Origin of the sequence: Algoriphagus formosus, from assembly GCF_002807035.1 — a bacterium.
Lineage (GTDB): Bacteria > Bacteroidota > Bacteroidia > Cytophagales > Cyclobacteriaceae > Algoriphagus > Algoriphagus formosus.
This window is the reverse complement of the sequence record NZ_NIUC01000002.1, coordinates 1097310-1114860: the sequence shown is the minus strand read 5'-3', so window position 1 is coordinate 1114860 and position 17551 is coordinate 1097310. Positions and strand designations below refer to the sequence as shown.

The following is a 17551-nucleotide window of genomic DNA, read 5'->3' as shown; positions in this document are numbered from 1 at the left end:
TACAAAATATTCGATTCATAAATCAAAAACACCATCCTGAAATTCTTCAAAAGTGAAAAACACACGGCTACCATATCAATTATCGATTTCCGCTCCTTTTCAGGATGGGGTAATCAAATCTGATGGCTTGGCTGAGTTTGCATTTGAATCTCTTCAAGTAGAAAACCTCAAGCCTCATCATAATCAGCAAAGATTATTACGAAGGCTTTATTTGTTGATCGCCTTATGTATTGTCAGCCTGAGCCTTCATGCCCAGGATGTGCAGTATTCTCAGTTCTATGCTAATCCACTCTACCTCAATCCAGCTATGGCCGGATCTACTGAGATGACTCAGATTGGTGTCAATTATCGAAACCAGTGGCCAGGATTGGATCAGTCCTTCAATTCGTATTCTGCCTATATTGATCATTATATTTTTGGAGCAAATAGTGGAGTGGGTTTGATATTCAACCAGTCTGATCAAAGCATGGCCAATTTAAGCATTACGGAAATTGGTGCTGCTTATTCTTACCGTGCTCGCTTAGGCTTCCGTTCCTTTCTTCGTGTAGGTGGTCAGGTAAGCTACCAAGATCGAGATGCCTATTTCGGCGATATGATTTTTGGTAGTCAGATAGATGATCAAACAGGTGCAATTGGTGATTTTTCGGGTGAAAACCTAGGAGAAGATATGCGTCATCAGTTTGTGGACTATAGCTTCGGAATGCTTTTCCACAATGAAAATATTTGGTTTGGAGCTTCTGCACACCATGTAACCCAGCCAAACATTTCATTCATCGAGGGAGAAATCAGCGAGTTGCCGCTCAAACTTTCTGCTCACGGTGGAGTCAAATTTGATCTTTCAGGAGGAAATTCTCGACAGTTTTTCAATCAGCGAACAGGAACGAGAGAGTTGACTTTTGCTTTCAATTACAAGAATCAAGGACCCTTCACGCAGCTTGATCTAGGAACACAAGTAAATATCCAGCCATTAGTTCTTGGAGTTTGGTATCGAGGAATCCCTGTTGGACAAAGCGCTCTTCCAAATAATGAAGCAGTCATCGCATTGGTAGGTATTTCGCTAGGTGGAGGATTGGATGTGGGTTATAGTCATGACTTTACACTTTCATCATTGGGCAATGCAAATACCGGTGGTGCTCACGAAATTTCTATTCGATATAGTTTCCTTGCAGGTAATGCCAAAGGTGCAGGTCGAAAGTCCTCCATGCCTTGCTTCAAATATTAAGTTTCTCATAAACAATGGTTGGTTAAAAGGGCTTTAATTATCATAAAGCCCTTTTTTTATGCCAAAAACGCTACGCTTAATTCTTGGAGATCAATTGAATCAATCGCATTCTTGGTTTGAGAAGAAAAGTGATGATCACATTTACCTCATGGCCGAGATGCGACAGGAGACGGATTATGTAAATCACCACGTTCAAAAAGTCTTGGCCTTTTTTGACTCGATGCGGAATTTTGCTTCCGAAATCGAAAGTCAGGGCCATCAAATGCGCTATTTCAAATTAGATGATCCGAAAAATCCTCAGGATCTAGAAAAATTGATTCAACAGCTTGTGGATGATGAAGGGATCGAAAAGTTTGAATACCAACTGCCTGATGAATACCGCCTCGACGAGCAATTGCGCTCAATTTGCGAAAACCTGAAAATTTCTACCGATTCGGTCGATTCAGAGCATTTTCTCACCAAAAGGACATTTTTGGAAGAGTTTTTCAAAGGAAAGAAAACCTACCTGATGGAGTCATTCTATCGGGAGATGCGAAAAAAATATGACATCCTTATGGATGGTAAGGAACCTGTGGAGGGAAAATGGAACTTTGACCACGAAAATCGCTCTGCTCTCAAGGATTCTAAGCTTTTGAAAAAACCCAAAACGCATTCAAAGGATCTTTCGGGACTATTGGAAGTGATTGAAAAATCCGGTGTGAAAACCATCGGGAAGGTAGATGCTGAAAATTTCCCATGGCCCACGAGCAGAAAGGAATGCCTAGAGGTTTTGGACTATTTCTGCAAAAAACTACTGATTCATTTCGGCGATTATCAGGATGCTTTGTCAACCTGGGATGCCTTTTTATTCCATTCCAGGTTAAGTTTTGCGATGAACAGCAAAATGCTTTCTCCCCTTGAGGTCGTGCAAACAGTGGAAGAATATTGGGAGGGTCATCGAGATAAGATTTCCATTTCCCAAGTAGAGGGTTTTATCCGCCAAATCATCGGTTGGCGGGAGTATATGCGTGGGGTTTATTGGGCCAAAATGCCCGATTATGCAGAGATGAATTTCTTCGGGCATGATCGTAAGCTTCCAGACTGGTTTTGGACCGGAAAGACCAAAATGAAGTGTCTTTCGGAGGCCATCGGTCAATCGCTTGATTTGGCCTATGCACATCATATTCAGCGCTTGATGGTTACTGGTAACTTTGCACTGCTTGCCGGAATCCATCCCGATGAGATTGATCAGTGGTATTTGGGTATTTACATCGATGCGATTGAGTGGGTGGAGATCACCAATACTCGGGGCATGAGTCAATTTGCAGATGGTGGAATCGTTGGCACCAAGCCGTATGTTTCCTCTGCCAATTACATTAAAAAACAAGGCAATTACTGTGATCATTGTGCCTACAGTCCCAAAGAAAAAGTGGGGGACAAATCCTGTCCATTCAATAGCCTGTATTGGCATTTTTATGAAAGAAATCGAGAGAAATTAGAGAAGAATCCTCGAATCGGAATGGCCTACCGGACACTTGATAAACTCAAAAACAAGCAGGAAATACTCGATCAGGCGGAGAGCTATCTTTCCAATATTAATGAGCTTTAGAAAAAGAGCTCGTGAAGGAATCTTCCAGGCGAAAAGGTAAACCCTCCAGCGATCAAAATTGCACCGATGTACAGCAACACCATTTTACGCTGATGGCTTTTTACTTTTCCTTTTCGAATGGCTAAGAAAGCTGTCGGTACAGTCCATAGCACCAGAAAGCAGAAAAGGTGAATCCAACCAAAATGTCCTAGAAAAACGGGTCCAACACGTGCCTCCATAAACAAAGCCAGAATCGCAGTGATAACCATCAAGACCATGTAAATGGCACCCAACTTTCGATGAAAAAGTCCACCTTTCCTGGCGAATAATAAATAAGCACCCATAAATACACATGGAACTACGGTGGCTAAGTGCAGGTACATTAAAATATCATAGACCATTGGCTTAAGTTAATTGAAAGAAAAAGCGAAAGACCCAAGAAGAAAGTAATTATCGGAATTACCGCTGTCAATACCCAATACCGGCCCGGTCAACCAGCGACCTTCCAACCGGAAAGTAGCCACTTTTCCCAGCCTCCAATCTCCATTCAAAGAAATTCCACTCGTTTGGATACCTTGATCAATTAGACTGGTCGCGATTGCCTGGAAAGGATCATTGTAATATTCGAACCGAAAAGCAGAGGCAAATTTTTCGGAAAAGCGTCGCTGCAGAATCGCAGACATCCCCCACCAGTTTCGATCAAAATCAAAAGCCAGGGTTCTCCTGCCACCATCCAGACCGGCGATTAGTCGCCAGCCTCCGCCAAGCTTAAAATCCCCATAGAAATTAGTGAAGTACAACATCGTTTCAGCTTCCAAGGGTTGATCAGTTCCTATGAATGTGCTCCAATTCAATTTGATGTTTTCGGTGGGAGTATAAGTGGCTTGAGTGCCAAAAGAAGGTCTATTTCTCCCTGGAATGGCTCGGATCCGCTGCCAGCCATTCAGATATAAAAAAGCAAAGTACCAGCGCTCATCTTTTTGCCAGCTTAGCTGTACGCCTGTTTCAAAGTAGGGACTGTTTTCTGCAATGATCGATCGAGATAAAGACAGGTTTTCTGTCGATACAGCATTTTCAAAGCCAATGTGAGAAGGAAGTACTCCCGCATCTATCCAAAACTTTCTATCCTTGTCCAGAGCCACACCGATATTTGCCTGGTGAATCCACTGAAAAAGTTCGGGTTCATTCGCATAATTATCCCGGGCATAGGTTCCCTGCTGAATTCCCAAATTAGCCCGAAAGAAATCCGTTTGTGCACTGATTGTAACCAAGGCTAGGTTGATTCCAAGCCGGTTTTGGTTGGTATGATTGTATAAAAATGGAAGCCTGTTTTCCTGACCCATTTGATCCACAAAATCATAGCCGTAGTAGACATCCAAAAATCCGGATAGGTTCCATTTAAGGCTGCTTTTTGAAGTTTCCTGAGCAAAGGTCGAATGGAAAAAAAGTAAAAGGCAAAAAGATAAAAATGGCTTCATGAGCTTTTATTTTCTTCTAAAACCACGCGTGTTCTTGGAAGGGCTGCAGGATAGTTCTTTTGAAGAAATTCGATCATTTTCTCCCGCACGTGCACGCGCAAATCCCAGGCAGTTGGAGAGTTTTTGGCAGAAACTAAGATTCGACTCTCTACGGTGCGCTCCTTAGCATCTGTCACTTGTAAAACCTTTACTTTCTTGTCCCAAAGCGGGGTGTTTTCAAGAATCCGATCCAGTTCTTCACGAAGTGCGTCAAAAGGCACCGAATAATCTGTATAAATAAAAACCGACCCAATGATGTCTGCTGAGGTTCTAGTCCAGTTTTGAAAGGGTTTTTCCAAAAAATAGGTAGTCGGCAGCACCAGTCTACGCTGATCCCAAATCCTCACCACGACATAGGTCAGATTGACCTCTTCGATCCAGCCCCATTCACCTTCTACGACCACAGCATCATCCAGCCGAAAAGGCTGAGCGAATGCAATCTGAATTCCCGCGACCAATGTACCAATAGCTTTCTGAGCCGAAAAACCAATGATGATACCGGCCACTCCTGCTGAGGCAAAAAGCCCGACACCGATTTTACGGATGGGTTCAAAAGAGACCAAAATCAATCCAATTCCAAGAATGATAATGATAAAATTGACAATCTTTTGAAGGATGTTAAGCTGGGTGTAGACTTTTCTGGCTCGGAGATTATTCTCTTGACTGATATCAAATTGCTTCAAGAATATTCGTTTCAAAATACCCGTCAAGACCAAGAGACACCAGGTAAAACCTAGAATAATCAAGATGGTATTGATATGGGGCAAGACTGAAAATAAGCCGGTCCATGTTGCAGATTCTTCGCGGAAGTAGATTTTTGCCAGTACCAATACCAGCGTGACCAAAAAGGGAATAATTAGTCGTCGGTAATTTTTCATGTAAAAATAGGTTGAGCGAATTAGTAAAATAAGGAAGGATCAGGTCTAATCAAAAAAAAGCCCTCCTTGCTTTAGGCAAGAAGGGCTCTTGGGAATTTTTATGGATCAATTAATCACCAATCCATTCTGCTACAAATAAGTTGGTATCGCGCGTACCGCCGTTGTTTCGGTTGGATGAGAAGACTAGGTGTTTTCCATCATTAGAGAATACAGGGAAGGCATCGAAAGTGTCATTTTCGGTAATTCTCACTAGTCCTGTTCCGTCTAAATTAATCATGTATAGATTAAAGGGGAAGCCCCGCTCTGTGTGATGATTGGATGCAAAAATGATTTTTTCTCCCGAAGGATGGAAAAAAGGCGCCCAGTTAGCCTGGCCTAGATCGGTAATTTTCCGAATATCACTTCCATCGACATTGGATACGTAGAGTTCCATTTCGGTAGGCTTTACCAGGCCTTCAGCCAAAAGCTCAAGATATTCGGCTTTTTCTTCATCTGTTTGCGGGCGTGAAGCTCGCCATACAAGCTTGCTGCCGTCAGGCGAGAAAAAAGCTCCTCCATCATATCCTAGATCAGAGGTGATTTGCTTGACATCCGATCCATCAATATTCATAGTGAAAAGCTCCAAATCACCGGTTCGCATGGAAGTGAAGACGATTTTGTCACCTTGGGGAGATAGCGTGGCCTCTCCGTCATAGCCAGGATCATTGGTGAGTTGCTCTAGAATATTGCCCTCCATATCTGCCGTGAAAATATCATAGCTATCATAGATCGGCCAAACGTACTTGCCATCAGCTCTTCGCTCAGGTACAGGTGGGCAGTCATCTCCTCCCAAATGGGTAGAGGCATAGACGATACTTTGGTTTCCCGGAAGAAAATAAGAGCAGGTGGTTCGCCCAAGTCCGGTAGAAAGGCGTTGAGGCATATTGTTTTTGAGGTCGTCTGTTTTCCAGTTGGTGTAGAAAATTTGATCGCACTCAGCTCCCCAATCAGAATAATCGGACTGGAAAACGAGCATTTCATCATCAAATGACCAGTAAGCCTCAGCATTATTCCCTCCGAAAGTCAACTGCTTGATATTTCGAAGGTATTTCATTTCATTTTCCGAAAGAAGCGCAGAATCCAAAGCCGTATGTGTTGGAGTGCTTTCTGCAGTTTGCTCGGAATTTTTTGGCCCACAGGCGATGATTAAAATCAATAAAAGCGGGAAATAGAAACGCATAGAAATCTTCAGTTTGTATTTATTGCAGCGCGAAGATACCAATTATTATCTTTGGGCTAAATCAAAATAGAATCATGAAGCATTACGAAGTAATCGGACTTATTGGAGCTTTGGCTTTTGCCTGTCAATCCGCCCCGAGCGATACAGATTTAATCAATGATCTTAAAAAGGATGTGACCTACTTAGCTGCTGACCAATTAGAGGGTCGGGCTATTGGTACAGATGGTGAAGTGAAAGCCGCTGAATATATGGCTGAGCGCTTCAGTGAGATTGGGATTTCGCCCAAAGGCACAGACGGTTTTTTTCAGGAATTTACCGTTTCCAAGCCAAGTAATCCTCATGAGGAGGCAGTCATTGGAACAGATGGAGAAGGTGTCACAGGCCGAAATGTGATAGGTTTTATCGACAACCAAGCTGCTCAGACTATCGTGATTGGAGCTCATTTTGATCACCTCGGGTATGGAGGATCTGGCTCTCTGCATAGAGGAGATTCTGCTATTCACAATGGTGCGGATGATAATGCTTCCGGCACGGCTGCCTTAGCAGCTTTGGCTGAGCTATTGGTGGATGAAAAGCACCAGTCTAATTTTCTGTTTATCGCTTTTTCTGGAGAGGAAAATGGCCTTTGGGGTTCCAATTATTTTGTAAAAAATCCTACCATCGACCTACAAACTGTCAATTACATGATCAATATGGACATGGTTGGTCGTCTTAATGAGGAAAAAACTTTGGCGATCAATGGAGTTGGTACCAGTCCTAGCTTTGTTCCGGCATTGGATCTGGTCAATAGCGACAGTCTCAAGTTGGTTACTTCAGAGTCTGGGGTTGGTCCCTCAGACCATACGTCTTTCTATCTACAGGATTTGCCGGTTTTACACTTTTTCACCGGTCAGCATGAAGACTATCACCGTCCCTCGGATGACTCCGAGAAGATCAACTTTGAGGGCTTACTTCAGGTGGTTCGATACATTGATCGATTGATTGCGCAGCTTGACACAGAGCCAAAATTAGCTTTTACTAAAACGAAAGACAGTTCCGGTGATTCTCCAAGATTTACAGTTACACTTGGAGTAGTTCCTGATTATTTATATGATGGTCAAGGAATGCGAATTGATGGGGTATCCGAAGATAAACCAGCCCAAAAAGCAGGTTTGCAAAAAGGTGATATTGTTGTTCAGTTGGGAGATTCTACCATCGTCGATATGATGAGTTATATGCGGGCTTTGGGAGCTTTCCAACCCGGACAAGAAACGCAGGTGGCTTACGAGCGGGATGGTAAAAGAGTAGAGGCTTTAGTCAAATTTTAAGAAGCACGAAAATTTAAAAATGGCTGTGAATTAGTGATGTAGAACTAATTCACAGCCATTTTCTATTCAAAAGAAGAAAGCCTCTCCAATACGTCTTTTTTGTAGGACCTGCTTATTGTTAGTGCTTTCCCATCAATTTCGATGTATTCATTGGTATAGGAATCAATCGCTGCAATATTTCCAATATACCCGCGATGGAAGCGGATAAATCGAGAACTGGGAAGCTTTTTTTCAAAGTTGCTGATACTTTCCCTTACGATTGAGATTCGGTCTTCTAGGTGGATTTTGATATAGTCTGCATAGCTCTCCACATATTTAATTTTCTGGATTTCGATTTTTTCCATTTTCCTGTCCTGACGGACGAAAATGAAGCCAGGTATTTCAGTCTGATCCTGTTTAAGCGCTGTTTTGGGTTTTGCTTCTCGCACTCTGTTTACAGCTTTGAGAAACCGATCAAACGGAATAGGCTTTAGTAGGTAATCAGTTGCTTCGAGATTAAACCCTTCCACTGCATATTCTCGGTAGGCAGTAGTAAAAATTATTTGTACATCCTTAGGAATAATTTTGGCCAAGGTGATTCCATCAATTCCCGGCATGTTGATGTCAAGAAAGACAAGGTCTAGTTCATTTTGATCAATAGCGGAAAAGGCTTCCTGTGCATCATTGCAGCAGGCTACAAGCTGTAGAAAATCCACTCTGGATATATATTCTTTCAAAATATCCTGCGCGATAGGTTCATCATCTACGATCAGGCAATTCATGTTGTAGTTAGCTTGGGAGTTAAAGAATGGAGTTCTAGTTTGACGGCGAAAATACCTGAGGATTGATTTGTCTCGAATAGATAAGAGTTGGGGTAAAGCAAGTCCAGCCGTTTTCTGATATTCTGAAGGCCAATGCCAGAGGAATCTAATTTCCCCGATGGAGCATTTTCATGGTAAGGGTTTTTTGAGGTAAATAGAAGTCCTTGATTGTTGATCTCAATTTTTAATTCCGAGCTTGGGTCTCCTTTATCAAATTTTCCATGCTTAAAGCAATTTTCGACCAAGGGGAGTAAAAGCATGGGAGCTATCATGACTCCATTTGTTTGATCCGGGAAATGACAAATAACCTTTACCCTGGAGCCATGTCGCATTTTTTCTAGAGCCAAATAGTCCTTCAGATGCGCAATTTCCTCGTCAAGGGGAACGAGTTGTTTTTTGGTTTGGTAAAGAATGTAGTCAAGTAGGTTTGAAAGCTTGAGAATCAATTCAGGAGTTTGTTTGCTTTGAGCAATAGCGGACCCATAGATGGTATTGAGAGTATTGAACAAAAAGTGTGGATGGATTTGCATTTTCAAGTAGGAAAGCTCCTCTTGTTTGAGCTGTAACTTTCCATTTACCAAAGCAAACTGTAGCTCTTTGTTTCTTAGCTGGATTTTGATGTTTTCTCTGTACGTTGAAAAAAGTGAAGTAAGCAATACCACAATATATACAGCCACAATAATCAGGTATAGATTTTTTGTAAAAATGAACTCTCTGTCAATGGTTTCGATGGTATTTATGAATAAGTAGCCATAAAAGGAGGAAAGCGTAATCAGGAAGATAGAAATGACTAGGGTATAAAATGTGTACAAAGAAAACTCAAGGTATCGCTGACTAAAAAGATATTGTGGAATCAGATAAAAACTGAAAACATTGACCATGCCCATAGTCACAGGAAGGAGAAACAGGCCAAAGGTAAATGCCGGCCCGAGATTGGATAAAGTAATGCCAAAATAGAATGCAAAGAATAAGAGAGCCCCTAAGGCAATGCTTATTTGAATAGCGAGTTGCTCTGCTACTATCTTCCAAACCGACAGATACTTCTTCATTGAAAAGGACAAGGTCAATGAAAAAATCCTGAATCCAAAAAATTTGCGATGGATGACGAGATTAGCGAGATTGATGACTTTATAGAAAGTGATATCTCGTTTTTCAGTTTACTTTGGTTAAAACTGAGGGTAAAAAGGTCATTGGTCGCAAAAGTCTTTTTAGCTACTTGGGAAGGGCTATACTTGCCCCATCAACAAAACAACAACTCGCATGAATATCTTATCAACTGACCTAGGGGTGGTTTTCGGTTTTAATATCATTGACCGATTTCAGGAAGGCGGCACCACTGGAATGACCTTGGTTTTGATTTGCTTTTTGATTGTCATTTTCTTTGCAATCAAGGCTTTCAACTCATTAAAGGGATCAGAGGCCGTATTTCAAAAGAATAAAAAGTTAATCAATCATGCCGCAATCCTTGGTCTGGTGATTTCCTTGATGAACTCCCTGATGGGATTGATTGGGGCTTTTGATGCCATTGAAGCTGCAGGGGATATTTCACCAAGTTTGTTGGCTGGAGGCTTAAAAATCACCTTGTTATCCCCCTTGTTTGGCCTTTTGGTACTTATCTGTGGCTTTACAGCTAGTTTTATTTTGACCGTGATGCGAAGAGCTGAAGTTGAATCATAAAACAAATCATTAGAAACCTAAACCAAAATTATTAGCCTTCTATGCTCTCAGAAGGCTATTTTTTTGATGTAATTTATTCTTTTGAAAACCTTGAAGAGGGGAACCATTGATATAAAAAAATGTAGAATTACGGAATTATGCCGATAGCCTCATTTTCTATGCTAATCTGGCTGGAAGTCCGAAGAATGAAGATCGAAGCATCAGCAACTTTCACTTCGAGGCATATTTTGGATCGTATTTCTTTCAAACTGGCAGAAAAGCGTATAATCAGATGAAAAAATGATCATTCTCGCCAAGGAGTTAAAATTTTGACAAATGTATTTTTAACTTCATAAAAAATTTACATTAAGTCTAAATTCTAATCTTCATGTTCCAAGGTAGATTCTTTTTAGTTTTTCTCCTTTTGGCTATTGCCTGTAATTCTCAAAACCCAATTGACTCTGGAGCAGGCAATGATACCGAGCTACTCAACCCTAACCCGGTGATCATGGCCTACTATGTGCCGGAGCGGAATTTTCAGCCTGAGGAGATTCCTGTAGAAAAGCTAACGCACATTATTTTCTCTTTTACTCAGGTCATAGATGGTGAAATGCAATTCAGAAACCCTGAAAATTCAGGTCCAAAATTGGAGGCTTTGGTCAAGCAAAAAGATCGAAACCCAGATCTTAAAGTCATGATTGCCTGTGGAGGCTGGGGTGCTGATGGATTCTCAGATATGGCATTGACTGAGGAAAGCCGGGCCAAATTCATTCAAAGTGCCCGGGATTTCATTGCGGAATACCAACTAGACGGAATGGATATGGACTGGGAATATCCCGGGATATCAGGAGCCGGTACCAAAGCTCGGGATGAGGACAAGCAGAACTTTACTGCACTGATGAAAGGACTTCGGGAGATGCTGGACAGCTTCGAATCACCCAAAGTATTGACCTTTGCATCAGCTGGCTGGAAGCGATATTTTGACTTTGTGGAGATGGAAGAGGTGATGAAATACGCCGATTTCACCAATGTGATGACCTACGATCAAGTATCGGGTGTATCGATTTATACAGGGCATCATACCCCCTTGGGTGATATGACAAGCGAAGAGGTGAAGGAAACACCTTTTGGGGCTCACTTGGATAGTCTTTATCAGAATGGACAGAATATGGATCCCCACCCTCGTTCTGCGCAGAAAATTGTTGACTTCCTGATTGAGGAAGGTGTAAACCCTGAGCAAATTGTCATAGGCGGAGCATTTTATGGCCGAGTTTGGAAGGGTGTTCCTCCAGCCAATAATGGTTTGTACCAGCTAAGTGGAGGCTTGCATATTGGTTGGATGGCCTATCACCGGATTCGAGATGAATATGAGGCTGATGCTAGTTTCGAGCGATTTTGGGATGAAAAAGCGCAAGCTCCATACATGTACAATCAGCAAGCCAGTTTGTTTGTGTCTTATGATGATACCGTTTCAGTCGCACTCAAGACCCGATATACCATGGAAAAGGGTCTGGGAGGCATCATGTTCTGGGAATTGGGAAATGATACCAAAGAAGAAGGGTCATTACTAGATGCGATCTATAAGGCGGCCAATGATTAAATCATCAAACTCTGGAAATTTATTTCAAAAGAAATGGTGATATCCCGAATATCCATAGAGCCATGCGCCAAAGAGGACATTAAATCGATTCTTGACGGATTGAATGAATATAACCTTAACAAAGTGTCAGCGCTAGCGCCTATTTGGACTCCGCTTGATTTTGTGGCAAAAACAAAGGAAGGAGAGAATATAGGAGGCGTACTTGGTGGAATTGGGTATTGGAATGGTTTGGAGATTCGTGCCCTTTGGGTTCATGAACAATTTAGGGGACAAGGCTACGGAAGCAAGATTTTAGCCTACATCGAGGAAGTTGCTAGAGAAAAGGGAGCTGAAATAGCGATGTTGGATACTTTTGATTTTCAGGCGGAAGAATTTTACCTAAAAAATGGCTATCAGCCCATTGGAGAGATCAAAGACTTTCCAACGGGTCATCGAAGAATATATTTTTCAAAAAGGCTTTGAATAACTCTTTCTCAGATCAGCTGCAGGCAATTTTGTTTACTCGCTTGCTATGCCGACCTCCTTCAAACTCAGTCGTCAGAAAAATATCCACTTGGTTTTCTGCTTGCTCATAGGGGATAAAACGGGCGGGAATGGCGATCACATTTGCGTCGTTGTGACGTCGTGCAAGTGATGCAATGGCTTCATTCCAGCAGAGAGCAGCTCGAATTCCCTGATGTTTATTGGCAGTAATGGCTACCCCATTTCCACTTCCACAGATGACGATGCCTTTTTCAAATTCTCCACTTTCCACAGCGCTGCAAAGCGGATGTACATAGTCAGGATAATCGACTGAAGCATCAGAGAATGGGCCAAAATCTTTGACCTCATAGCCAGACTTTTCAAGCTTCTGGATTAGTTGAGTTTTATATTCAAACCCGGCATGGTCGCCGCCAATTGCTATTTTTCTGGACATAGTGGATAAGATTTTATTTATCAATTAGGTGGTTTTAGCTATAGAATACAAAATATGTATTCAATTACTCGTCGTCAAATTGTCTTTCGTACTCAGCTTCTTTGAGTGCACGTTTCTTTTCCAGACGCTTCGCAATGGTAATCCCTGCCTCATACAGCACCAAAATCGGCATCGCAATCAGCAACTGAGAAATCACATCAGGAGGGGTAATTACCGCTGCCAATACCAATATCACAACAATGGCATGTCGACGATAAGTTCTTAGCATTCCTGAAGTCACCAAACCACTCATAGACAGAAAATAGATCACTACCGGAAGCTGAAACATGATAGCTGATGCAAGCACCAACATAGTCAAAGTCGTCACATAAGAAGTGATATCAAATTCATTCAGAATGGAAGGGTCCAATCTATAGTTGGAAAGGAAATTGATCGAAAGTGGAGATAGGATATAATATCCAAAAGCAGCACCAAGGAAGAACAGCAAACTCACAAAGAAGACAGCTCCTCTTGCAGCATTTTTTTCTTGATCGTAAAGCCCTGGACTGATAAATCGCCAAACCTCCCAAAATACATAGGGAAAGGCCACTATGAAACCAACCACAAAACTGGAAGTCATGTGCATGGAGAACTGCCCAGTCATCTGCCTACTTTGGATGGTGAAGGGAAGTTCATCAATACAAAGCGCCGGGATATTGAGTGACATTGCGATGTCACACAAGACTCGGTAAGTCAGAAAATCAATTTTGGATGGGCCCAAAATGATTATTCCAAATACGATGCTTTTGGAAAGAAAGGCTATGACTGTGAAGATCAAAATCGCAGCTACCGATCGCAATAAGTGCCATCGTAGTGCTTCCAAATGATCCAAGAAGGACATTCCTTCTTCCTCTTCCTGTAGTTGGTCTAATGCCACGATTTAAATTTGGGTAATTAATACAATGGAAACTGAACCATCCATTCGTTTACTTCTGATCGGATTTGATTAAGGATAGCCTCATCACTATGGTTCATGAGCGCTTTGTCGATCAATTGGACGATTTTAGTCATGTCCTTTTCTTTCAGACCACGGGTCGTCACGGCAGCAGTACCTACACGCATTCCGGATGTCACAAAAGGCGACTTGGTATCGAATGGGACCATGTTTTTATTGATCGTGATATCTACTTTTCCGAGTGTCTCTTCAGCAATTTTTCCAGTCAAGTCTTTATTTCGAAGGTCAATAAGCATCAGGTGGTTATCAGTGCCTCCAGAAATTAGCTTATAACCTAATTTCACAAATTCTTCTGCCATTACAGCAGCATTTTTCTTCACCTGAAGAATGTATTCCATGTATTCGTCAGAAAGGGCTTCTTGGAAAGCTACTGCTTTGGCAGCAATGATGTGCTCCAAAGGTCCACCCTGAGTACCTGGGAATACGCCCATGTCTAGAAGGGAAGACATTTTTCGGATTTCACCTTTGGGAGTTTTGATGCCCCAAGGATTCTCAAAGTCATCTCTCATCAAGATCAAACCACCTCGAGGACCACGCAAAGTTTTGTGAGTGGTGGTCGTTACAATGTGGCAAAACTCCAATGGATCGTTCAAAAGGCCTCTAGCAATCAGTCCTGATGGATGGGAAATATCTGCCAATAGGATGGCTCCTACTTGGTCTGCAATGTCACGAAGTCGCTCATAATCCCAATCTCTCGAATAGGCAGAAGCCCCGCAAATCAACATTTTGGGCTTTACTTCAAGCGCAGTCTCTTCTACTTTGTCATAATTGATGACTCCCGTCTCCTCTTCCACACCGTAAAAGTGAGGTTCATATAATTTTCCCGAGAAGTTGACAGGAGAACCGTGAGTCAGGTGTCCACCGTGAGCCAGGTCAAATCCCAAAATAGCGTCGCCAGCCTTTAGGCATGCAAGCATTACTGCTGCATTGGCCTGAGCCCCTGAGTGAGGCTGCACGTTAGCCCAAGTGGCTCCGAAAAGCTCTTTGGCACGATCGATAGCAATTTGCTCAATTTCATCTACTACCTCACATCCTCCATAATAGCGCTTTTTGGGCAGGCCCTCCGCGTATTTATTTGTCAATACACTACCTGCTGCCTCCATCACCTGCTTTGAAGTGAAGTTTTCGGAGGCGATCAATTCGATTCCGCGCTTTTGTCTGTCTTCTTCTCTGTCGATGAGATCAAATACTACCTTATCTCTTTGCATAATTTGTGGGATTGATTGCCTACTGGAAATTTGCTCCTGAGGGCTTTACACTTACAAGGTTCAAAAATAGCCCGAAACTCCCGATAATCCAATGTAGCAAGCAAGGGAAATGAAGATGGATTTTTTTATCCAAAAGAAGGTCTTTCTCAAAGCTTTGGAAGGATGTCTCCATCACATTTTTGCTAATTTCGCTATATGCTTGATTTCAAATTCCGACCAGAAACCTATTTCTCAGAAGGCAGCAATTCAGTGCTGCTGGTGAAGCTTCACTATCCGGAGAGTCAATGGGGAGAGCAGATCAGTATTTACGCCCATGCACTCGATCGAATGATACAGCTTGAGGTCGTTGATTTTTATGGAAATGAGTATCTATTATATCCTTCGAAGGTGGAAGAGCCGATGAATTTAGAAGATTTGATTTATCTGATCGAGGGGATGCAGGTCAATCAGGATGAACTGGATGGGAAAATGGAATTGGTGTTGGGTGGGATACCTGAGGCTAGTAGTGACTTTTATCCCGATTTGAAAACTTATTTTGCTGAAAAGCGAAAAAGTTTTGGACTAGAATGACTCAGTTATGCTTTTGATTCAAGCGAAAAATGAAGAAAGGGCTCTGCTTTTCTAGGTTAAAAGTCCAAAAGGCCAGGCTTAGGCTCTGAAACCTGTTGTGTTCGAAACCAAAGATCATAGGTCTCAAAATCCAGGCAGTCCTTCAAAAGCAATCCTTGATAGCGAACATTTTTAAGGCAATTTTGTGGAATCCAAGACTTCAGTTTTCTGGCTTGATCTCCCTGAAGTTGGGAAAGCTGAATCCAGTTAGTTCCGTTGATAAAAATCGGTATAAGTTTGGTCATGGTTTTTTATCTTGATACAAAACTAGTCTGATTATCAAGCTACTACAATGATGCCAAATTATTTTTATGTTAATAAAAGTTGAGATTTATAAATTGCCTTAATGATCGCCCCTTTCATCGCTTTAGCTTGTCTCTTTTTAGGTTTATATCTCCAGCGAAAGCCGGGTTTTCCAGTTGAGCGGGCGATTTTTTGGGTCAATAGCTATCTATTTAACCTAGTACTTCCTGCCCTAGCCTTGCTTTACATTCCGCAAATTGATCCGGGTTGGGATTTGCTAATTCCTATTTCGGCAGCTTGGTTGACCTTTTTTCTCTCCTGGGCGCTATTTGGTACACTGGGAAAAGTATTGGGTTGGACGCCGGAAGTCACCGCTTGCCTTGCCATTGTTGCTGGTTTGGCAAATACTTCATTTTTGGGATTCCCGGTGATTGAGGCCTTGTATGGAAAAGCAGGCTTGCCGGTGGCTTTGCTAATGGATCAAGGTGGATCCTTCTTGCTAGTTTCCTCTATGGCTATTGTCATCGCCTCACTTTATAGCCATCAAAAGGGAAACCTAAGTGCTATTCCCTTGAAAATTATCAAATTTCCTCCCTTTGGCTTTTTGATCGGTACACTTGTGATGAGTTTGCTGGGATGGAAAACTCCGGAAGCTCTTATTCCGATTTTGACCTGGATTGGAAAGACCATGGCTCCGATTGCTTTGTTGGCAATTGGTCTCCGATTTCGGATAGTTAAAGGAGACCTGAAATCCCCCTATTTCTGGTTAGGATTGAGTTATCGACTGATTTTGGCTCCTGTGATTGTCTTTCTGATTTATCGGAATTTTCTAGACCCGCAGGAAATGACATTCAAGGTCACTGTATTGGAATCAGCCATGGCACCCATGATTACCGGCTCCATTGTTGCCATTAATTATAATCTGGCACCTAGATTGGCTGCTTTACTTTCCGGCTTGGGAATGGTAATCTCCGTTTTTACCCTTGGGATTTGGTATTGGTTTTTAGGCTGACCAGATTCGATTCAATTCAATCAAAAACTCATCGTGAATTTTAGAATTGGTCGCAACTATCTGCCGACCAAAGATATAATCTCCACCTCCTAGAAAATCCGTCACTTTTCCTCCAGCTTCCTGGACGATCAAAGCTCCCGCTGCTACATCGTAGGAATTCAGGTTATATTCAAAAAAGCCCTCCAATCTTCCCGATGCGACATAAGCTAAGTCAACAGCTGCAGAGCCAAACCTTCGAAGCCCATGGGTGGATTGCATCAATGATTTAAGTGCAGCCAGGTACTTATCGATTTGCTCAAAGTTGTAATAGGGAAAGCCTGTAGCAATCAGGGAAGCAGCCAAATTTGGAGCCGAACTCACCTGAATCGGTGTTTCATTGCAGAATGCTCCTCCTCCTTTGATGGCATAGAAGCATTCGTGTAGATTAATCTCATAAACTACTCCCAAAATCACTTCATCCCGCTCCATCAAAGCAATACTGACAGAAAATACCGGAATACCGTGGATGAAATTCGTGGTGCCATCCAAAGGGTCGATCACCCAATTGAAAACTTCCGAACGCGTGGTGTTGGTACCTTCTTCGGTAATAAATCCAGCTTCTGGGAAAATTGTCGACAAGTGATCCACGATTTGTCGCTCCGCCTCTTTATCGACATAGGATACCAAATCATTGAAGCCTTTGTGCTCTACATTTTTGACATCAAAATGCTGCCGCTCTTTGCGAATAAATGCACCGACTGACTTGGCCACCTCTTGGGTTTGTTCCAAGAGTCTCTTTAATTCCGAATCTTTCATACTCTGAT

Annotated in this window: 19 protein-coding genes; 8 read left to right on the top strand and 11 right to left on the bottom strand. The window is 42.3% G+C overall.

Going from position 1 to position 17551, the window contains the following annotated elements:
• The first annotated feature begins 211 nt into the window (after positions 1–211).
• Both CDH51_RS11050 and CDH51_RS11045 read left to right on the top strand, forming a co-directional pair.
• Positions 212–1222: a PorP/SprF family type IX secretion system membrane protein gene (locus CDH51_RS11050; protein WP_029661174.1), complete on the top strand. Its 1011-nt coding sequence runs from the start codon at positions 212–214 to the stop codon at positions 1220–1222.
• 58 nt (positions 1223–1280) lie between these two features.
• Complete coding sequence (locus CDH51_RS11045; RefSeq protein ID WP_100628624.1) at positions 1281–2810, top strand: cryptochrome/photolyase family protein; 1530 nt, start codon at positions 1281–1283, stop codon at positions 2808–2810.
• On the opposite strand, the gene CDH51_RS11040 is transcribed toward CDH51_RS11045, so the two are convergent.
• From CDH51_RS11040 to CDH51_RS11025, 4 genes are all read right to left on the bottom strand, one after another.
• Positions 2807–3190, bottom strand: coding sequence for a DUF2306 domain-containing protein (locus CDH51_RS11040; protein ID WP_100628623.1), 384 nt, complete (start codon positions 3188–3190; stop codon positions 2807–2809). The genes CDH51_RS11045 and CDH51_RS11040 overlap by 4 nt on opposite strands.
• Before the next feature lie 9 nt (positions 3191–3199).
• A complete protein-coding gene (locus tag CDH51_RS11035; protein WP_100628622.1) occupies positions 3200–4267 on the bottom strand; it encodes a porin in 1068 nt (355 codons plus the stop codon).
• Positions 4264–5184: a mechanosensitive ion channel family protein gene (locus CDH51_RS11030; protein WP_100628621.1), complete on the bottom strand. Its 921-nt coding sequence runs from the start codon at positions 5182–5184 to the stop codon at positions 4264–4266. The genes CDH51_RS11035 and CDH51_RS11030 overlap by 4 nt, the downstream gene beginning before the upstream one ends.
• Before the next feature lie 109 nt (positions 5185–5293).
• Positions 5294–6403, bottom strand: a complete 1110-nt coding sequence (locus tag CDH51_RS11025; protein WP_100628620.1) for a TolB family protein — start codon at positions 6401–6403, stop codon at positions 5294–5296.
• Positions 6404–6477: 74 nt separating this feature from the next.
• Here CDH51_RS11025 and CDH51_RS11020 point away from each other — a divergent pair, with 74 nt between their 5' ends.
• Positions 6478–7710 carry a M28 family peptidase gene (locus CDH51_RS11020; protein WP_100628619.1) on the top strand — a complete coding sequence of 411 codons (1233 nt, stop codon included), beginning with the start codon at positions 6478–6480 and terminating at the stop codon, positions 7708–7710.
• Between the two features lie 62 nt (positions 7711–7772).
• Here CDH51_RS11020 and CDH51_RS11015 read toward each other — a convergent pair whose 3' ends face one another.
• Together CDH51_RS11015 and CDH51_RS11010 are read right to left on the bottom strand one after the other, a co-directional pair.
• Positions 7773–8471, bottom strand: a complete 699-nt coding sequence (locus tag CDH51_RS11015; RefSeq protein WP_100628618.1) for a LytR/AlgR family response regulator transcription factor — start codon at positions 8469–8471, stop codon at positions 7773–7775.
• The gene (locus tag CDH51_RS11010) at positions 8468–9559 is read right to left on the bottom strand and encodes a sensor histidine kinase (RefSeq protein WP_100628617.1); all 1092 of its coding nucleotides are present in this window, start codon (positions 9557–9559) and stop codon (positions 8468–8470) included. The genes CDH51_RS11015 and CDH51_RS11010 overlap by 4 nt, the downstream gene beginning before the upstream one ends.
• Before the next feature lie 211 nt (positions 9560–9770).
• On the opposite strand from CDH51_RS11010, the gene CDH51_RS20380 reads away from it, so the two are divergent.
• From CDH51_RS20380 to CDH51_RS10990, 3 genes are all read left to right on the top strand, one after another.
• On the top strand, positions 9771–10187 hold the full coding sequence (locus CDH51_RS20380) for a hypothetical protein (protein WP_100628615.1): 417 nt from the start codon (positions 9771–9773) through the stop codon (positions 10185–10187).
• Between the two features lie 367 nt (positions 10188–10554).
• Positions 10555–11766, top strand: a complete 1212-nt coding sequence (locus CDH51_RS10995; RefSeq protein WP_100628614.1) for a glycoside hydrolase family 18 protein — start codon at positions 10555–10557, stop codon at positions 11764–11766.
• A 123-nt stretch (positions 11767–11889) separates the two neighbouring features.
• On the top strand, positions 11890–12228 hold the full coding sequence (locus CDH51_RS10990) for a GNAT family N-acetyltransferase (RefSeq protein WP_232724797.1): 339 nt from the start codon (positions 11890–11892) through the stop codon (positions 12226–12228).
• Positions 12229–12244: 16 nt separating this feature from the next.
• Here the strand turns inward: CDH51_RS10990 and rpiB are convergent, their stop codons facing one another.
• The 3 genes from rpiB to glyA all read right to left on the bottom strand — a co-directional run bounded on the left by rpiB (position 12245) and on the right by glyA (position 14884).
• Positions 12245–12682 carry a ribose 5-phosphate isomerase B gene (gene rpiB / locus CDH51_RS10985; protein ID WP_100628613.1) on the bottom strand — a complete coding sequence of 146 codons (438 nt, stop codon included), beginning with the start codon at positions 12680–12682 and terminating at the stop codon, positions 12245–12247.
• Positions 12683–12746: 64 nt separating this feature from the next.
• Entirely contained in the window at positions 12747–13598 is an 852-nt protein-coding gene (gene tatC, locus CDH51_RS10980; RefSeq protein ID WP_100628612.1) for a twin-arginine translocase subunit TatC, read from the bottom strand.
• A 17-nt stretch (positions 13599–13615) separates the two neighbouring features.
• Positions 13616–14884, bottom strand: a complete 1269-nt coding sequence (gene glyA, locus CDH51_RS10975) for a serine hydroxymethyltransferase (RefSeq protein WP_100628611.1) — start codon at positions 14882–14884, stop codon at positions 13616–13618.
• Positions 14885–15079: 195 nt separating this feature from the next.
• Between glyA and CDH51_RS10970 the strand changes: the two genes are divergently transcribed.
• Complete coding sequence (locus CDH51_RS10970; RefSeq protein WP_100628610.1) at positions 15080–15454, top strand: UDP-glucuronosyltransferase; 375 nt, start codon at positions 15080–15082, stop codon at positions 15452–15454.
• Positions 15455–15510: 56 nt separating this feature from the next.
• Here CDH51_RS10970 and CDH51_RS10965 read toward each other — a convergent pair whose 3' ends face one another.
• The gene (locus CDH51_RS10965; RefSeq protein ID WP_100628609.1) at positions 15511–15738 is read right to left on the bottom strand and encodes a hypothetical protein; all 228 of its coding nucleotides are present in this window, start codon (positions 15736–15738) and stop codon (positions 15511–15513) included.
• Positions 15739–15839: 101 nt separating this feature from the next.
• Between CDH51_RS10965 and CDH51_RS10960 the strand changes: the two genes are divergently transcribed.
• A complete protein-coding gene (locus tag CDH51_RS10960) occupies positions 15840–16748 on the top strand; it encodes an AEC family transporter (RefSeq protein WP_100628608.1) in 909 nt (302 codons plus the stop codon).
• Here the strand turns inward: CDH51_RS10960 and CDH51_RS10955 are convergent.
• On the bottom strand, positions 16740–17543 hold the full coding sequence (locus CDH51_RS10955) for an inositol monophosphatase family protein (protein WP_100628607.1): 804 nt from the start codon (positions 17541–17543) through the stop codon (positions 16740–16742). The two genes, CDH51_RS10960 and CDH51_RS10955, sit on opposite strands and share 9 nt — an antisense overlap.
• Positions 17544–17551 lie beyond the last annotated feature (8 nt).